Origin of the sequence: Erythrobacter fulvus (assembly GCF_028595285.1) — a bacterium.
Taxonomy (GTDB): Bacteria; Pseudomonadota; Alphaproteobacteria; order Sphingomonadales; family Sphingomonadaceae; genus Erythrobacter; species Erythrobacter fulvus.
On the sequence record NZ_JAQQXQ010000007.1, the window covers coordinates 1 to 18,344 of the forward strand.

Sequence of the window (18,344 nt, forward strand, 5' to 3'; positions counted from 1 at the left end):
AGGTGGTGCTCGACGAAGACGATCTGGCCAACCCCGGCGATGATCAGGGCTCGGACCAGAGCGATCCGACCACCGCGACCGGCAGCTTCGGCGTCACCGCGCCCGACGGTCTGGACGATGTGCAGGTCAATGGTGTCGACGTGGTCGTCGACGGCGTCTTCGTCGGCGCGGTCGAGGTCGCCAATGACGGCATCTACGCGGTCTCGATCACCGGCTGGACCCCGGTCTTCGCCGCCGACGGCGTGACCGTGATCAGCGCCACCTTCAGCTACAGCGCCAGCCTGCTCGACAACACGCTGGAGCATGCCCTGCCCGGCCAGGACGATGTCGTGCGCATGCTTGCCGTGACCGCCGACGACAGCGACGGATCAAACGCCACCGCCAGCCTCGACGTGCAGATCATCGATGATGTGCCGAGCGCGGCGGATGATACGGACAGCCTGACCGAAGGCGGTGCGGTGTCGGCCAGCGGCAACGTGATCACCGATGCCGAGGCCAATGGCGACAACGGCGCCGATGTCACCGGTGCCGATGGTGCGGCGGTGGAGACCCCGGGTTCGTTCGACGGCACCTATGGCACGCTCGTGCTGGGGGCCGACGGCAGCTACACCTACACGCTGAGCGCGTTCGGCGTCTCGCAGCTCTCGACGCTGGGTGACGGCGAGTTCTTCACCGAGGTGTTCGACTATGTGCTGATCGACGGCGACGGCGATACCTCGCCGGCCACGCTGACCATCACGCTCAACGGCACCGACGACGGCGTGACCATCAATGGTCTGGACGGCAATGCGCCCGAGGTGGTGCTCGACGAAGACGATCTGGCCAACCCCGGCGATGATCAGGGCTCGGACCAGAGCGATCCGACCACCGCGACCGGCAGCTTCGGCGTCACCGCGCCCGACGGTCTGGACGATGTTCAGGTCAATGGTGTCGACGTGGTCGTCGACGGCGTCTTCGTCGGCGCGGTCGAGGTCGCCAATGACGGCATCTACGCGGTCTCGATCACCGGCTGGACCCCGGTCTTCGCCGCCGACGGCGTGACCGTGATCAGCGCCACCTTCAGCTACAGCGCCAGCCTGCTCGACAACACGCTGGAGCATGCCCTGCCCGGCCAGGACGATGTCGTGCGCATGCTTGCCGTGACCGCCGACGACAGCGACGGATCAAACGCCACCGCCAGCCTCGACGTGCAGATCATCGATGATGTGCCGAGCGTGATTGTTGAGTCTTCCGGGCAAACGGCATCAGTCGATGAGACAAGCCTCGCGGTCGGTGTGGCACAGATCGCACTTGGCAGCTTCATCCAAGCTATCGACACCGACGTTGCTCTTTCGGCAACGGTGGTGCGTGCCACCTCGGCTGACAAACTGGTCACTGCGACGGCTAATTATGGTGCGGATGGCGAGGCGACCACGGGTGAGTTGATATATGCCTTTGCGCTGGGCGCCGACGTAATTCCGAACGTCACCACCACGGTTGGTACACCGATTACTCTGGTAAAGGTGAGCGATACCGTCGTAGTTGGCCAGATCGGAGCAAGCAATTTCGCGGCCTTCGCGTTGCAGCTCAACAGTGATGGTTCGGTGACGCTTGAGCAGTATGTCTCGCTCTTCCACACCAACCCGCTGTTGGCCAACGAGCCGGTTACACTCACCGGTGCGGACTTGAGCATCACAGTAACGGTCAAGGATGGTGACAACGATATTGCCAGCGACAGCGTCAATGTTGCCGACCAGATCACCTTCAACGACGACGCACCGAGTGCGATCGATCCTGATCCGGTGCCGAATGACAAAACGTCGCCTGACGCTTTGTTCAATATCATTGGCGACACGACGACTATATCACTCGACGCGGACGGCAACGTATTCAATAACTTCGGTGCAGACGGCCCTGGATCCATCACCTTTGCCAACATCGTAAGCGGGGTGACAAATAGCGGCCTGTTCCACGACGGCCAGCCTATTCTGCTGTACCTTGACCCGACCGGCACGATCCTGACCGGAAGGGCGCTGGTCGGTGCAACGCTGCAGGATGTGTTCACAGCCACCATTAACCAGAGCACTAGCGACTATACCGTCGAACTGATCCGTACGATCGACAATGGTTCTGGGGCTACTTTCAACGACTTGTCTGGAGGCGTAGCTGGTAACCCGCCATTCAAACTGGTGAGCTCTGCAACGACTGGTGCTGACATCGAGCTGCTTTTCACTCCACGGGAAGCTGGAAATGCAGATCTCAATGGCAGCATCAACAGTGACTCGGACGATCTCGGAGTCAATGGTCAGTTCATCGATCTTAACTTCGGCGTCAGCATCGAATTTGGCGATTTCAGCTATTTCGCTAATGGAGGCGGCACGTCCGATGATCGCTACGACCAGGTTAGCGCGGGTGACATTAACGGCTTCCGGTTCACCATTGACCAGATCTCGAACGGGTCTACGGTCGATGTCCAGCTCAAAGCTTATGAATACACAGGTGACCCCAGCGGTATTGTGCAACAATCATTGCCAAACGAGGGTGCCTATTCACAAGAGCAGATCACGAGCGTCAAGGTCTATGACGCGGCAGGTAACTTGCTCCACACCATCACGTTCGGCTGGACAATCCCGGGAGTTCCAGTCACGGCAATCGATGCCGATGGTTTGCCGATAGCTTCCGGCTCCGGCAGCCTATCAATTGGTGGTATTACTTTCGGGGCTATAACGGGCGGATCGGTCCTCGTTTCCAACCTTCTCACGGACTACAAGGTCGAGACCTTTACCGCTGACGGTTACGACCGCATCACCATCGATAACGTTGGCAATCCGGTGGGTACGGACGGCAAATTCTCGATCAGCGAATTGCAGATCGAGCAAACCAACGCCGGTAATCCGGTTAATCTGCAGCTTGACCTTCAAATAACCGACGGCGACGGTGACACCGTCCTCATCACTGATGCGATCGACATAACTGTATTGCCAGCTGCCGACGCTCCAATGCCCCCCATCGCGCTTGATCTAAATGGCGATGGCCAGGTGTCTTTTCTGGGTTTGGAAGCCGGCGTTGCCTATGATTACGACGGCGACGGTGTTGCTACGCAGACCGCCTGGGTGGCACCGGAGGACGGCCTTCTGGCCCGTCAGACCGAGGATGGCGGCGTTGACATCGTCTTCACCGACGATGCGGCGGGCGCCACCACCGATCTTGATGGCTTGGCCAAGGCATACGACAGCAACGGCGATGGCCAGTTCACAGCCGCGGACAAGGCATTCGACAGCTTCGGCGTGTGGCAGGATGCGAACAGCAACGGCGTGGTCGATGCGGGTGAGTTCACCTCGCTGGCCAACGCGGGCATTACCGCGATCGACCTGATCAGCGATGGCCAAGGCTACACCGCGGCGAACGGCGAAGTCACGGTCTACGGCACCGGCAGCTTTACCATTGAGGGCGCTACCGGCGTGCTTGTCGACGCGGCGTTCATGCTTGGCGACACGGTTGTTGCTAATGACAGCGGGATTTCCACGAGGATCGAACAGCGAATTTGGGACGGAATTGTCGGTTCTTCGGCAATTGCAGGTTTCCTTGCCGTGCTCCCGCTGGTGTCTACCAATCATAACAATCTGGGCTGGGCATCAATTGATATGGCTGGACTGGATGTATCGCTCTCGCCATCTGGACAATGTCTGATGACGGCCGAGATCCGTAGTTTCGAAATTTTTGAAAGCTCGGCCCATCTGGACACGGACACGTCCATGGCGTGGGCCCAGCCGGAAACTTATTCTTCGTCGAGCGAACCTATACTGGAATACTTCAGCAATCCGTTCGACGGTGTCGATTTAGCACAAGGCATGCCGAGTATCGAAGCATCGGGCTTTGAGCATACGCTAGATCCGGAGACGCCTGCCTACGCTGCTCCAGATATGGCAGCGTTGGTCGCTATGGAGGCGCTTCTCATGTTGAGCGACCAAAATGGGTCGATGCCTGCTCCCTTAGAGTTGCTGACAGGCGATTTTACTAGCCAAACGATTGCGGATGCTCTTGCGGGAGACATTGTCGACCAGGTGATCGATCAGTTTGTCGGAAGTTCTGAAAGCGCCAGCTTCGCGTCCGAGGTGGCAAGCTCCGATCAACTCATTGACCTGTTGTCCGTCGACCTATCCGGGGCGGCGATGGCGTCGGTAATGCCAATCGATGCGCCTGCGGTGGACGACGCAGCGCAAGTCGCTCTGATGCATGGATAACGGACAGGAACAAGGGGAGGGTGTTCACATGAGACTCGCGAAACTGGCTCTAACATCTGGAATTGCCTGCAGTGTCTTCGTCGGGGTTCCTGTCAGCGCGCAAGTGACTGACGCTTCGGAACTTGAAGCGCTTGGTAACGATGCTCTCGTGGACGAACTCTCAAGGCGCTATGAGAGCGCTTTGGCTGTATCGCTGGACGACAGCGTAACGTCGGCGAACGATAGTCGGCATCTATGGGCGCTTGAAGCCAAAGTGCAATGCGCGATAGCCTTGGGATACATGAAGTCGTCGACCCGTGACGAACCAAGTATCCGCAAGTGCGCGCGCGCTTACGACCTGATGAGCCGGACGCCGCGTCCTCCCGCACCCCAAGTTGTGCCGCCGCCGCCCCCACCGCCGCGGCGACCGGATTTCTGCACCGATGCAGGCCTTGTCACCGTATTCTTCGAGTTCGATTCGACTGAAATCGAGACCGATGCGATGACGATTCTGGATACGGTGGCACAGCAAAGCAGAACTTGTGGCTGGGGCGCCATATCCGTGGTGGGCCACACCGACCAGGCCGGCAGCGACCAATATAATTTGGGGCTGTCCCAAGAACGTGCGCGGGTTGTGGCGGAAGCGTTGCGCGCGAAGGTGCCGGCAAGCACTCAGATCAGTGTTGATGCGAAAGGCGAGTCAAACCCGCGTGTGCCGTTGGCGGACGGGACGCGCAGTCCGGAAAACCGCCGTGTCGAAATAACAGTTAAGTGATTGCGGGGAGGCTGAAGATGAAAAGCACAGGCAAATTGGTCATCGCCCTCGCGTTGGCGAGTTGTTCCTCCATGGTCATGGCTCAGAACGAAGCAGGGCCGGTTTCTCTGCGAGAGGCGATCGAAACCGCGATCGTCTCCAATCCCGAGATTGCCCAGGCGCAAATGAATACCGAAGCCATCCAGTTCGAAAGGGAGCAGGCGCAGTCGCTCTACTTCCCCACGATCGATGTCGAAGCATCGGCGGGTGTTCGCAGGCTGGAGAACCAGACGCGCAGGGTGCTCGGCATTGCAGACAACTGGCTCAACCCGCTTGAAGCGCAGGTCCGGGGGGATTGGACCATTCTCGATTTCGGCAGACGCCGTGGGGAACTGCTTCGGCAGGCCGCAAGGGTGGATGGCGCATCGCTGAGAGTGCTTGAGCGATCGGAATTCATCGCTTTGCAGGTGGCGAGGCAATATCTGAACATTCTGCTTCAAGAGCGGATTGTTGCCGCGGCGACGGACAATGTGCTGTTCCATCAGCAAATGACGGGCAGCTTGTCGGAAGGCGTCTCCCAAGGCTCGATCAGCGTCGCTGACCTGCAGCAAGCCGAAGAACGCCTGCAGGCAGCGCTCGTCCTCAAGTCCGAGGCTGAGGAGGATCTCACTAACGCCCGAACCTCGCTGCAGCGGCTGACTGGACTCGACATCACGCGGGCCAATGTGCCCCCGATGCTCGCGCAGAGCCTTCCGGCGTCCGAGGAGATGGCGATCGGCCAGGCGCGCACGGCCAATCCGCTCGTTCGGGAGGCCCAGGCAGACGTCGACGCAGCCAATGCGATGGTCATCTCGGCAAAAGGGGAACTTGCCCCCAGGATCGGGGTCGATCTTACAGGCCGTATTGGCGAGGATATCGACGGCTTCCAGGGCGAAACCAACGATGTTCAGGGCCGTGTCTATATCCGCTGGCAATTATTCGATGGCGGTCGGCGCGCAGCGCAGGTCCAGGAAATGACACGCAGAGCGAGCGAGGCGCGGTTTCGTCTTCATGACCGCGTGCGCGAAGCAGAAGAGGATGTGCGCAACGCGTGGACAGCCATGATGACCCAGAAAACGGTCTTCACGGCGCTTGAGCGGCAATCACAAGTCAGCGATGACTTGCTCCTTTCGTACCGCAGCCAGTTTAATATCGGGCGCCGGTCACTGCTTGATGTGCTCGATGCGCAGAACACCCGGTTCAATACCCAAGTGCGCCGGGAAACAGCACGGTTCTCCGAGTTGTTTGCACAATATCAAGTACTCGCAGCAACCAATAATTTCTTGAATGCACTTAATGTCGCGCCCGGCACCGGGGCCGGCACGGCAGAACGCGAGCGATTTGATTATGGCCCCTCTGTTCCGGCGGAATTGCAGAGACGTCGCTACCCGGAATAGTGGCGACCGTTCCGGAGTATCAGAGTGGAGGACTTTCAAGCTAGCAGAGCGGGGCCCGGAAGGGATCCTCTTATTCTGGCTATCAGTCGGGTAGCGATTTACTTCGGCACGCCGGATCCCAAAGTGCTGTTCAACGCCCTCCCGCGCGATGAAGCAGGACTCCTGCCGTTTCATCAAGCAGACGCGGCACTTGATATTGCCGGATTTAATCACGAGACGTCGACGGCAAAGAGGTTGCCAAGACGTCCCGAGGCCTACCCGCTGATCGCGCGCATGAAGGATGGCGTTGCGATTGCGCTGCTCGAATTGTCGGGAACGGACGTCCTTAGCTTTAACGAAGGAGCAGACGATCCAGTCTGGATTTCGCTATCCGACTTCGATGCCGATTTCGCGGGCGAATTCATCAGTGTGGTAGCAAACCCGGACGCTTTGCGAGCCAAGGACGCGCCGTGGCATGCAAAGGGACGCAGCCATTGGTTCTGGTCCGAGTTGCGCAAAGAACGCAAGGCATTTCGAGCCGTGCTGCTTGCCTCCGTGCTGATTAACACGTTGGCGCTGTCTCTCCCTTTATTCTCGATGAACGTCTATGATCGGGTCATACCGAACCGCGCAGAAGCCTCTCTATGGATCCTGGCATCGGGCGTTCTGCTCGCCTTTTTGCTGGAATTTGCGCTCCGGACCGCGCGGACCAACGTCGTCGACGACATCGGACGCAGGCTGGACCTCCGGCTTTCTCAAAAGCTTTTCTCAAGAGTATTGTCGACCCCGATGAGCGGACGGCGAGGCAGTACCGGCGCACTTGCAGCGAGGGTCGGCGAATACGCTCTGGTCCGCGAATTCTTTGCTTCCACGACCGTTGTTCTAATTGTCGATCTAGCTTTTCTGATCCTTTTTATAGCCGTCATTGCCTACATCGCCGGCTGGCTCGCACTCGTCCCGCTGTTGACGCTGAGCCTGATGGCAATCGCAGGAATGATACTGCAACGAAAAGTGATTGATGCTGCTAGGGACGCGCAAGCCGATGCAGGGCTTCAGCAGACTGTTCTTGTTGAAGCGGTTGCCGGGATGGAAACCCTCAAGAGCATTGCGGGAGAACGCCGGCTGCTGGGCAAATGGCAGTCTCTCGCCCGGATCGGCAGTCAGTCCCAACTGCGTCTTCGGCAGATTTCGTCAACTGCAGTCGCCCTTGCGAGCTCATTTCAGCAGATTTCCAGCGTTTCGCTTGTGGTGGGTGGCTATTACCTGTTCGCCTCAGGCCAGATCACCATGGGCGCAATCATTGCGATCGTCATGCTGTCGGCCCGATCGCTTGCCCCTGCCGGCCAGATTGCATTCCTATTGACCCGCGGGCGCCAGGCGCGCGAGGCTCTGGCTTCGATCGAGGCCCTCTTTGCGACCGAAGACGAAAGACGACAGGGCAGCATTAGCTTGCCCCCGTCGCAGCGGGAAGGTTACCGCGTCAATCTGGAGAACGTATCCTTTGCCTACCCCGGCAGTGAGCTTGCCAGTCTCAGCGACATCAATCTCAAGATCGAGCCCGGCGAACGCATCGCGATTGTCGGCCGGATCGCCTCCGGCAAGTCCACACTGGGGCGCCTCATTTGTGGGCTCTATCCCCCAACCGACGGGGCTATCAGAATTGAAGGGATCGACAGCCGCCAGTTTTACCCGGCCGAGCTGCGCAGCAGCTTTCGTTTCGTCGGTCAGGACGCGAACCTTTTCACCGGCAGCATCCGTGACAACATCGCCCTTGGCGCACCCGGCGCATCGGATTCGGAAATCATCGCGGCACTCGTCAAAACTGGGGCGGATGGGTACTTGACCCGCGACGCTGCGGGATTTGATCGCGAAGTGGGAGAGCAGGGACGAACGCTCTCCGGCGGACAGCGGGCGTTTCTGGCACTGTCGCGGGCCTTTATGAGCCCTTTCGAACTCCTCTATCTTGATGAGCCGACCGGAGCCATGGATTCGCATACCGAGGCTTTGCTGGTCGAGAAACTGAGATCCGCGCTCTCAAAAACCCAGACACTGATCGTGGCGACACATCGCCCAGCGATGTTCGATATCTGCGACCGTATCATCGTGCTTAATGAGGGCAGGATAGTTGCAGACGGACCAAAGCTCGACATTCTGAAAAATCTCCGCACCAAGGTGGATGCGTGATGTCGGCACGATCACAAACGATGTCGAAAGCGTCTCGCTCGATGCCGCTAAGGCTAGTCGGGGGCATTGCTGCCATCGTGGTGCTCGCCGCACCCACTTTTCCGACATCTTCCGATCGGACGATGATGGCAAATGAAGCGCTCGCGGCTTTGCCTGTCGGATTGGCCGGCCAGCTCGACAAGTTAACGGTCCAGTCCCCGGCGCTTCTCGACACCGGTGATTCCAGCCCTCAGGAACGCAATACCCGGATCCCCTTCGTTAATGCTCCCAGAGGGCATGTGAGGCCGTTCCACGCAGGCGCGGCAGGCACCTCCAGTTACAAGACAGCACTCCATTGCCTGACCGAGGCGATTTATTACGAGGCTGCAAACGAAAGTAAGGCAGGCAAGCGGGCAGTAGCGCAGGTCATTCTCAATCGGGTCGCCCACCCTGCCTATCCTTCATCGATCTGCGGCGTCGTCTATCAAGGCTGGAGCGAACCCGTGTGCCAGTTCAGCTATACCTGCGACGGCTCGCTTGCGCGTCGCCCGGTCGAACGGCTTTGGCGCGAGTCCGGAGAGGTTGCCAACGCAGCGCTGCGCGGACATGTCGAAGATGCGGTAGGAACCGCCACCCATTATCACGCCGACTACGTGTTGCCGTACTGGGCCTACCGGCTGGAAAAGGTGTATGCCGAAGGGCGGCACATCTTCTATCGTTTTCCGGGACGAGCTGGTAACTCGATAGCGTTTTCAGCACGCTGGAATGCAAATGAACATTATCCGGCGTTCGACCCGCGACGATTTGAAACTCTCGACGAACAGCCGCAGGAACAATTGGCTCAGTCTTTGCCTGCCCATCTGCAGCGCATTCCGACCGAACGACGCGCCGACAATGATATCGGCGGCCGCATGGACCCCGCGTCAGGTTGGCGGCTTTCAGTTCCCGATCCGGTCGCGGCTAGCAAATCACTGCAGTTCACTCTTGAGCAACAGCAGGGGAAAGCTGCAGAACCACTTGAAGTCGCCGCCTTGGGAACTCGACTGCCATGAACTTGAAGCAACGCTTCGAAGAACTGGATGCAAACCGCAAACTGATCTTTGTCTCTTCGGCGGCCCTTTTGCTGCTTGTCCTATGGGGCAGCATTGCTCAGGTTGACGAAGTAACTCGGGGAATGGGCAAGGTCATTCCATCCAGTCAGGCTCAATTGGTTCAACCAGCCGAACCCGCCGTCGTTGCCGACATACTTGTGAGAAGCGGTGAACAAGTCAAACAAGGCCAACTGCTAGTCCGTCTTGACGACAGCATGGCAGCGTCCGAACTAGGCCAGCTTCAGACCGAGAATGAAAGATTAGCGGCGCGGGCTGCGCGGTTGGAGGGCGAAGCAGGCGGTTCCCTGATGGGGTGCGAGCCTGGCTCGGTGTGTGCCGAGGAGCAGAAACTTCAACGTGCACGATTGGCCGCCGCTCGCAGCCGGGAGGCCTCGCTTTCGGCTGCAATTGACCAGCGCCGCCGCGATCTTCGTGAAGCGGAAGCGACTGTCGCCTCACTCCAGCAAAGCGCTAGGCTGGCACAAGAGCAGGTCCGAATGCTCGAGCCACTTGCCGCACAAGGTATTGTACCCCAAACGGAATTGCTCACTGCTCAAAGAGAACTGGTCGATGTACGAGGCAGGCTTGCCGCGGCCCAGCAGTCAGCCGGCCGAGCATCAGCCGCCATTCGCGAAGCCCAGGCCGACTTCCAGTCAGCCCGCCTCGATTTTCAGCAGCAGGCTTTGAATGAACGCAGTGAAGTAGAAACCCGGATCGCGGTAAACGAGGAAAGCATTCGAGGGGCATCGGCTCGCCGCAACCGAAACGAATTGCGTTCGCCGGCGACAGGTATCGTGAACAATCTCCAGATTACGACCAAAGGCGGTTTCGTAAATGCAGGCGAAACAATCATGCAGATCGTTCCTGTCGGCGACCGCTTACTAGTTGAAGCACGTGTAAGCCCTCGGGACATAGGCTTCGTGTCAGTCAATGACCCGGCGAATGTCAAAATAACCGCCTACGACTTCTCCACTTATGGAGGCCTAATTGGTAAAGTCGTAGAAGTTTCAGCAGACAGTATTTACGATGAGGTAGAGCGTGAAAGTTATTACCGGGTCATAATCGAAACAGATCGGAGCTTCATCGAAAAGAACGGACAAAAATTCGCTATCGTTCCGGGTATGATGACTGAGGTGGAAATCATCACCGGGTCAAAGAGCATTTTGTCTTATTTGTTGAAGCCTGTCGCAAAAGCGTTCGACACTGCGCTGTCGGAGAAATAGGCAAGACGCTTCGTTGTTGCCCCTCGGCCTTCATCGGGCTTGGTGGTGTACCCATGAACCCATGCCGACCGCTGGCTGAAGCTCATCCTGGCGGCATATTCGTACGAAGTATCGGCCGGAAGAACCCGATCAGAGTCACTATCGAGCATGTAATATGCGTCTTCAAGCCGAACGATCAGCACTGCATGATCACGACGGCGGATCGCATCCCATACGAGGGTGAGATAAATCGAACCCGGATCAACCCCGGAATCCACGAGGATTTGATACTTCAGGATCGCAAAATCCTCGCAATCGCCTTTCGAAAGTCGAAGTGTCTCCGCAGCAGTCGCCCAATATTCGGACATGCCGTAGAGGGTTTGGTCCTCAACAAATTCGATCTTGCGATTAACCCAGGCATTGACCCTCGCCAGATGGTCAAAATCGGACTCCTGCGCATGCCTAGCAACAAGCCCGCGAACTGATCTGGCAGAACTCTTTTCGGAAACGCGGCGCCATTCATCATCAAGAGGTGTGAAGCCGATATAGACTCGCGAACTGCCCAGGAAATCGTCCGAAGCAGGATCTCGCCCATCGGATAGCTCTTCCCGCACCGTTACCGGAGCGAGGCTGCCCCAGGGACACATCAAATTCGTTGCATTCAGAGCTTGCGGTGCCTGCTCTACGTCACTGAACGCGCTTAATTCAGCGCTACCTGCAGGCTGAAGAATATCTGCCTGCTGCATACTGATGAGTTCAAGCGCACTGGGCTGCCCGCCAAGGATGGCTGAAGCCTTATCCGCCCCAATCCCCGTGACTGTCGCAGGAGCCGCCATCGCAGGCTGGTCTGCACACCCGAAAACCGCACCGACTGCCGCGGAGGGCACGTAGGAATACGCCAGAGCGGGAGACGCTCCAGACGAAGCCAAAGCCAGACCGGCAGCAAACCCTGCCAACGGGCCGAAAGAAGGTTTCCACGCACGCATCGGCGTGAAATAGGCTTTTTATTTTTAATACAGATTTACGGGTTTTGGTAAATCACTCGTAAACCATATTTTACTTAGCGATTAAACCAATCCCTTTCCTGAACAATTATTGATTGCTTTTATATTAAATTTGAACTTTTTTGAATTTAAGGATGTTAAAATTCGAAAATTTCGAAATATAAGTTACGATAAATTCGCACCAATAAATGATGTTTGAAGATCGATTATCATTTAACTTGTAATAAAGGCGGATAATTGGTATCCGGCCCAGCTCCAAGCCAATCCAGTTTGATGGTGAACGCCGATAGTGTCGTATAGCCCGGGGCCGAGCACAGCCATTCCCGGCCGGCAGCGTTTTACAGTTTCTTACCGTGCTGCCCGAACGTAACGCTGAACCATCCGCCACCAAGGCTAGTCGGCTTGCTGTTTGGAACGCGTAAGCCACTCTCGCACCAACATGGCTCACGCTGCCTTAATACGCGCAACTGCCGTCACAAGCGATGCGTTGTCTGGATGTTGGCGGAGAGGGAGGGATTCGAACCCTCGATACGGTTACCCGTATACCGCATTTCGAGTGCGGCGCATTCGACCACTCTGCCACCTCTCCGCGAGGCCTGTCGCGCATTTGGCAAGGCCGCGTGGTCGATGCGGCAAGCGACAGGGAGCGCGCCCGTTAGCCCAAGCCCTCGCCCTTGCCAAGTCCCGACGCACCACAAAATGCGGGCATATCTCGCAGGTGCAGCACGCCCCTGCTTGTTTTGCATCGGTAAAGGTCCATATTGCGTGTCATGGAACGCGCAGAGTTCTTCTCGAGTCAGGCGGGTCGCACTATCATCGCCCCGCGTCAGACCCGTGCCCGGTTCGGGATCGGCGATGTGGTTCGCCACCGCCTGTTCGCCTTCCGTGGCGTCGTTTTCGACATTGATCCGGTGTTTGCGAACAGCGAGGAATGGTACCAGTCTATTCCCGAAGATATTCGTCCCCGACGCGACCAGCCGTTCTACCACCTGCTGGCCGAGAACGAGGATTCGTCTTACGTCGCCTATGTCAGTCAGGGAAACCTGCTGGCCGACCCAGAAGGCGGCCCGGTCGACCATCCCACCGTGCGGCAATTGTTCGACAGCTTCAAGGACGGGCGCTACCGGATGCGGCGATCGCTAACCCACTGACGTTGGCGGCAAGCTGCCAGCTTGCTGTTCCTCACCAAGGCTCGGGCCAGCGGGTCGTCCTTTCCCCCCTATCGGCCGTAGTCCGGCTTATAACCCTGCCCGGGATCAGCTCTTAAGCTTCCACCCTGAACGCAGCAGCGCGTAAACTGCTGCACCAAGAGCGATATTGAGCACCAGCAGTCCCGCAGCCGCGACCAGTACCGCCTGAGTGCCACCGATATCGCTCGCGCCGAGGAAACCGTAACGGAAGCCGGAAATCACGTAGAAAAAGGGATTGGCGCGGCTGACTGCCTGAAACACGCCGTGAAGGTTCTCGATCACGTAGAAGGTGCCCGACAGCAGAGAGAGCGGAGCGATGATGAAATTGGTGATGGCTGCGTTGTGATCGAACTTTTCGGCCCAGATCGACGTCGCAAGGCCCAGTGTCGCCAGCATCAGCGACCCCATCAGCCCGAACCAGATCACCGCCCAGATATGGGCGACCGCCAGAGACACACCCGGCCACAACGCCATCGCCAAGGCCACCGTGCAACCCACCGCGATAGCCCGCGTCACCGCCGCCGCGAGAATACCAGTCATCAGCTCGCCCGGCGACAACGGCGGCATCAGAAGATCGATGATCGTCCCCTGCATCTTGCCGGAGAGCAGCGAGAAGGAGGAATTGGCGAACGCGTTCTGCATCATGCCCATCACGATCAGCCCCGGCGCGACGAAACTGGCGAAGGGCACTCCAAGAACCTCGCGCCCGCCCCGCCCCAGCGCAACGGTGAAGATCACCAGAAACAGCAGCGTCGTGAAGGCCGGCGCCCAGATCGTCTGCGTCTGCACCTTGAGAAACCGGCGCACCTCCTTCATATAGAGGGCATGCAGGCCCACGCGATTAACCCCGGTAATCACCGGGACGCCGCGCGGGGAGAACCGGGCGCTCCCGCCGGTCTTGTCATCTCCGGTGTTTTCAGTCACGGGAGCAGCATTGCGCGAAGATGAAGATTGTGCAGGAGCAGGTTCGGCCATGGCAAGGGTGCCTAGGCCGCAGCGGGCTCGCTGACAAGCATCACCGGCAGGCCCGGTCACCGGATACAGGAACAGGTAGATCATATGAGCTGGACTGACGAGCGTATCGCGACGCTCAGGAAAATGTGGGAAGGCGGCGCCACCGCCAGCGAAATCGCCACCGAACTTGGCGGAGTGAGCCGTAATGCCGTGATCGGCAAGGCACACCGCCTCGGGCTCAAGGCGCGTCCGTCTCCGGTCAAGGCCAACGACAAGAAAAAGGCCGCAGCGCCCAAGAAGCCGGCGGCACCGACGCCCAAGCCCGCAGCCGAACCGCGCACCGAGCCGGTCGAGCGCGCCGCCGCGCCCGCTGCCGAGCGTGTGGCTGCGCGCACTCCTCCCGCGCCTGCGCGCAACACCGGCGACGATTCGGGCGCAACAGCCTCTCCGTCGCAGCCGCTGCCCAATCCTTCGTCCGATCTTCCCAAGATCGTCTCAGTCGGCCCGGGCGGCTTCCTGCGTCAGGGTCCGGGCGATCAGCAGGCACCGATCCCGCCTGCCCCGCCGCGGCGTCTGGTTCCGGCCAAGCCGAGCCCCGAGATTGCCGACAAGACCAGTCTCCTCGATCTGTCGGACAAGGTTTGCCGCTGGCCGATGGGCCATCCGGGCGAACCCGATTTCCATTTCTGCGGGGAGCAGGTGAACCCGGGCTTCCCCTATTGCGTCGAGCATTGCGGTCGCGCCTACCAGGCGCAGCTCCCGCGCGGCGTTCGCCGTCCGCCGCCGCCGCTACCTTTTGGCGGCCCGCGGGTGCGCTGATCCGTCTGACTGGCTGAAACCGGGTTGCAGGGGTTGCGAAGCTCTCCCCCTGCCCCCTATGCCCCCGCACAAACTCCGGGGATCCGCGATGAAACAATTGCTTCTGGCGACTGGGTGGCTTGCGTTTGGCTGCGCGCTGGCAACGCCATTTCCTGCGCTCGCCGCCTTGCCCGAACCGGTACGTGCGATGATCGACGCGGCCATTGCCACCGGCGACGAGAGCAAGGTTCGCACAGTGGTCGATCTTGCCAAGCAGACGAACCCCGATGACGTTGCCGAAATCGATCTGCTCCTCACCAGCTTCGAAACCCAGATTGCTGAAGCCAAGGCTGCCGAAGCGGCGGCGAAAGTCGAACGTATCCGCACCGCCGGGCTTTTCGAAAACTGGTCAGGCAAGGGCGAATTCGGCGCTTTCCGCGCCACCGGCAACTCCTCGAACACCGGTATTACCGCAGGTCTCACCGCGCAGCGCGAAGGGATCAAGTGGCGGCACAAGCTGACCGGGCGGGTCGATTACCAGCGCGCCAACGGCGTCACCACGCGCGAGCAGTTCCTCGCGCGGTACGAGCCCAACATCAACATCTCCGACAATTTCTATGTCTATACGCTCGCGCAATACGAACGCGATCGTTTTCAAGGTTTTTCAGGTCGTTATGCAGTATCGGGCGGGATCGGCTATCAGGCGCTGAGCAAAGACGACATCCAGCTTTCGGTCAAGGCAGGTCCGGCCTACCGGGTGACCGAGTTCATCGATGGTCGCAGCGAAAGCCGCATTGCGGGACTGGTCGGGCTCGATTTCGACTGGACCATCACCGACCGACTGAAGCTGACGCAGGATACCAATGCCGTTGCAGAAACGGGCGGATCGGCGGTCGCCATCATCGATTCGAACAACACCACCATCGATCTCGTCACCGGCCTCAATGCCAAGATCAACAGCAGTCTGTCGGCGCGTTTTTCCTACGCCATCGAATATGACAGCAACCCGCCGCCCGGCGCGGTTCAGACCGATACGCTGAGCCGGGTGACGCTGATCTACGATTTCTGAGCAAACCAGATGATGTGATGCGCGCCCTTGTTGTTCGGGCGCGAGCGGACGTTCCATTCCACCACCTCAAGACCGGTGTCGTGCAGCCGCTTGCGGAAGGCCGGATCGGGCGCGGCTGACCATACGGCAAGAATGCCGCCCGGCATCAGTGCATCGCGCGCTTTGGCGAGGCCGGTGCGCGAATAGAGCCGGTTGTTTGCATCGCGCACGAGGCCGTCGGGGCCATTATCGACATCGAGCAGGATCGCATCAAACTTGGGCGACGTGCCGTCATTGGCATCGTCGATCAGGGCGGCGACATCGCAGATCCTGAGATCGAGCCGCGGATCGGACAGGGCATCGCCGGTCAACTCAGCCATCGGCCCCTTGGCCCATTCGATGATCTTGTCGGAAATCTCCGCAACGACGATCTGCGCTTTCGCGCCCAGCTTTGCCGCGGCGGCGCGGTAGGTGAAGCCCATGCCGTAGCCGCCGATCAGGATGCGCGCATTGTCCTTGCCCAGCCGCGCGATGGTGAGATCGGCGAGCTGTTCCTCGGAAAAGCGCATACGCGTACTCATCAGCTCGTTGCGTCCGAGCACGATCATGAAGTCGCGCCCGTGGCTGAAGAGTTCGAGCGTTTCGCCATCATGGACATCTGCAGTGTCCAGAAGTTCGCGTCTTAGCATTGCGACGGCCTACCCTTCGATGATCCCTTGCGCCAGCATGCGAAACTGTTGGCCTGCGTTCAATCGAATTCGGGCGGCAGCGAGACACTTGCAAAGCGTACAAGCGAACGCGGCGCAGTCAGCGATTGGTTGCTCGTATATTTTTCAAGCAGGGCCTCCATTTCCGTTGCCAGTTCCCTGCGCTGAGTTGCGCTCAACCGGATGAAAGCCCACAGGTCGTGCTGGCGGTCTTCGACGCTTGCGAGCGGATCGTAAGCCTTCTCGACGCGCCAGCGATTGCCGTCGAAATAGAATAGCTCGCCCGTGGACTGGTCTTCATGTTCGAGAGCAACCCTGAGCATTTTGGACAATTGCGCGCCGACAGTGCCTTTGCGGAGTTCAGCTTGGACAAAAAACCTTTCCGACGCAACGCGATACAGTTTCTGCGGGCGCCCTGCCCGTTGGCGCTCTCCCGCTTCAATCAGCAATCCAGCCGCGATCATGGCGCGCAAATGGTGCCAAGTACGCTCAACGCTTTGCCCCAGATCTGCAGCAATCTGCTTGGCGGTTCGCGCCTCTTGCGTTGTGCTCTCGAGAATCAACAGCGTGCGCCGAGAAATGAGGAGGCGCGCGGCCCCGCGGGACAGGCGAGGCGTGCTACTCAGCGAATCATCTTTCATTCATAGTAGCTATCACGAATAGCCTGCCCTCCACCATATTGAGGAGGGATTGCAGGTATGACATTCAGGTTTTTCGTTGCGGCACTGGCTGGCACAATGTGCGGATGCGCACCGGCTGTGCCGATGGCTGATGCCGCGCGGGCGACGCCGGTCGATCACCAACGGACAATTCACAAAGCAAGCGAACTCGAGGCGCGAATTGCGGCAACCGGCTTTTCCGGCGTCGCTGCCGTCGCAAGCGAAGGGGAACTGATCTTTACATCGGTGCAGGGATTGGCGAATCGCGAAACTGGCGAGCCGATCACGGTAAAAACCCGCTTTGCGCTGGCATCCGTGCCCAAGATGATCACGGCAATCGCAATCATGCAACTTGTGGAGGATGGCAAGGTCAGCCTCGACGATCCGATCGGCAAACATCTTCCAGATTACCCGAACAGAACCATACGAGAGGACGCAACTGTTAGGCATCTGATGAAGATGCGTTCGGGACTGGGCGATTATCTGGGATCGGAACACGACCGCGCGCTGAAAGCCGGGAAACTTAACAGGCTTTCCGATTATCTGCCTCTGTTTCAGGATGATCCGCTCGCGTTTGCCCCCGGCACCGGCTTTGAATACAGCAATGCAGGCTACATTCTGCTGGGCCGGATCATCGAGGTCAGAAGCGGGCAGAGCTATTTTTCCTATATCGACGAAAATATCCTCCGACCGGCGCGGATGGATTCGACAATGCTGGCAGAAGCAGTCGATGTCAGACCTGGTATCGCGGTTGGATACCGGGTTGAAGGTCTTGAGGGGATTGCCGAATCCGAAGCCGATCTCGCCGGCCGAAAGCTGGTTCCCAACACGCAGGTCGTCGCGGGCCCTGCAACATCGGCAGGTGGCGGTTATTCGACCGTGGGCGATTTTGCGCGGCTCGCCCATTCGCTGCGGACAGAGCAATTGCTCCGGTGGGATTCCCTTGCCGAGATACTCGGCGATAGATTTGGCGAAGGGGTCGCTCCGGGAGGTTTGGCGGGAGGAGCGCCGGGCGTCACAGCGCTGTTCAGATTGCTCCCGGACGGGCGTACGATCGTCGCAATGGGCAACAAAGATGTGCCCTCGGCGATTGAGATCGGCCGGATGATTGAGACGCACCTTAAAGAGGGAAGCTCAACTGACAGCTGATGCCCGAA

At 58.9% G+C, this 18,344-nt stretch carries 14 protein-coding genes and 1 tRNA gene; 10 read left to right on the forward strand and 5 right to left on the reverse strand.

Going from position 1 to position 18,344, the window contains the following annotated elements:
- From OIK40_RS09875 to OIK40_RS09900, 6 genes are all read left to right on the forward strand, one after another.
- The coding region (locus tag OIK40_RS09875; protein WP_273678166.1) for an SPM autocatalytic domain-containing protein at window positions 1-4,223 on the forward strand (4,223 nt) is incomplete at its 5' end.
- 28 nt (window positions 4,224-4,251) lie between these two features.
- Complete coding sequence (locus tag OIK40_RS09880) at window positions 4,252-4,977, forward strand: OmpA family protein (protein WP_273678167.1); 726 nt, start codon at window positions 4,252-4,254, stop codon at window positions 4,975-4,977.
- Between the two features lie 17 nt (window positions 4,978-4,994).
- Window positions 4,995-6,392, forward strand: coding sequence for a TolC family protein (locus tag OIK40_RS09885; RefSeq protein WP_273678168.1), 1,398 nt, complete (start codon window positions 4,995-4,997; stop codon window positions 6,390-6,392).
- Window positions 6,393-6,416: 24 nt separating this feature from the next.
- Window positions 6,417-8,555 carry a type I secretion system permease/ATPase gene (locus tag OIK40_RS09890; protein WP_273678169.1) on the forward strand — a complete coding sequence of 713 codons (2,139 nt, stop codon included), beginning with the start codon at window positions 6,417-6,419 and terminating at the stop codon, window positions 8,553-8,555.
- A gap of 77 nt (window positions 8,556-8,632) precedes the next feature.
- Complete coding sequence (locus OIK40_RS09895; protein ID WP_273678170.1) at window positions 8,633-9,586, forward strand: cell wall hydrolase; 954 nt, start codon at window positions 8,633-8,635, stop codon at window positions 9,584-9,586.
- Complete coding sequence (locus OIK40_RS09900) at window positions 9,583-10,848, forward strand: HlyD family type I secretion periplasmic adaptor subunit (RefSeq protein ID WP_273678171.1); 1,266 nt, start codon at window positions 9,583-9,585, stop codon at window positions 10,846-10,848. Before OIK40_RS09895 ends, OIK40_RS09900 begins: the two co-directional genes overlap by 4 nt.
- Here OIK40_RS09900 and OIK40_RS09905 read toward each other — a convergent pair.
- Together OIK40_RS09905 and OIK40_RS09910 are read right to left on the reverse strand one after the other, a co-directional pair.
- Complete coding sequence (locus OIK40_RS09905) at window positions 10,794-11,663, reverse strand: transglutaminase-like cysteine peptidase (RefSeq protein ID WP_273678172.1); 870 nt, start codon at window positions 11,661-11,663, stop codon at window positions 10,794-10,796. The genes OIK40_RS09900 and OIK40_RS09905 overlap by 55 nt on opposite strands.
- Window positions 11,664-12,330: 667 nt before the next feature.
- Window positions 12,331-12,420, reverse strand: a tRNA-Ser gene (locus tag OIK40_RS09910).
- 181 nt (window positions 12,421-12,601) lie between these two features.
- Here OIK40_RS09910 and hspQ point away from each other — a divergent pair.
- Window positions 12,602-12,982, forward strand: coding sequence for a heat shock protein HspQ (gene hspQ, locus OIK40_RS09915; RefSeq protein ID WP_273678173.1), 381 nt, complete (start codon window positions 12,602-12,604; stop codon window positions 12,980-12,982).
- A gap of 105 nt (window positions 12,983-13,087) precedes the next feature.
- Here hspQ and OIK40_RS09920 read toward each other — a convergent pair whose 3' ends face one another.
- Window positions 13,088-13,945, reverse strand: coding sequence for an ABC transporter permease (locus OIK40_RS09920; protein ID WP_273678174.1), 858 nt, complete (start codon window positions 13,943-13,945; stop codon window positions 13,088-13,090).
- A 135-nt stretch (window positions 13,946-14,080) separates the two neighbouring features.
- On the opposite strand from OIK40_RS09920, the gene OIK40_RS09925 reads away from it, so the two are divergent.
- Both OIK40_RS09925 and OIK40_RS09930 read left to right on the forward strand, forming a co-directional pair.
- Window positions 14,081-14,794, forward strand: a complete 714-nt coding sequence (locus OIK40_RS09925; protein WP_273678175.1) for a GcrA family cell cycle regulator — start codon at window positions 14,081-14,083, stop codon at window positions 14,792-14,794.
- An 88-nt stretch (window positions 14,795-14,882) separates the two neighbouring features.
- Entirely contained in the window at window positions 14,883-15,842 is a 960-nt protein-coding gene (locus OIK40_RS09930) for a DUF481 domain-containing protein (RefSeq protein ID WP_273678176.1), read from the forward strand.
- Here OIK40_RS09930 and OIK40_RS09935 read toward each other — a convergent pair.
- Together OIK40_RS09935 and OIK40_RS09940 are read right to left on the reverse strand one after the other, a co-directional pair.
- On the reverse strand, window positions 15,830-16,510 hold the full coding sequence (locus OIK40_RS09935; protein WP_273678177.1) for a spermidine synthase family protein: 681 nt from the start codon (window positions 16,508-16,510) through the stop codon (window positions 15,830-15,832). The two genes, OIK40_RS09930 and OIK40_RS09935, sit on opposite strands and share 13 nt — an antisense overlap.
- A gap of 59 nt (window positions 16,511-16,569) precedes the next feature.
- Window positions 16,570-17,169, reverse strand: a complete 600-nt coding sequence (locus tag OIK40_RS09940) for a winged helix-turn-helix domain-containing protein (RefSeq protein ID WP_273678178.1) — start codon at window positions 17,167-17,169, stop codon at window positions 16,570-16,572.
- 57 nt (window positions 17,170-17,226) lie between these two features.
- Here OIK40_RS09940 and OIK40_RS09945 point away from each other — a divergent pair, with 57 nt between their 5' ends.
- Window positions 17,227-18,336, forward strand: a complete 1,110-nt coding sequence (locus OIK40_RS09945; RefSeq protein ID WP_273678179.1) for a serine hydrolase domain-containing protein — start codon at window positions 17,227-17,229, stop codon at window positions 18,334-18,336.
- Window positions 18,337-18,344: the final 8 nt, after the last annotated feature.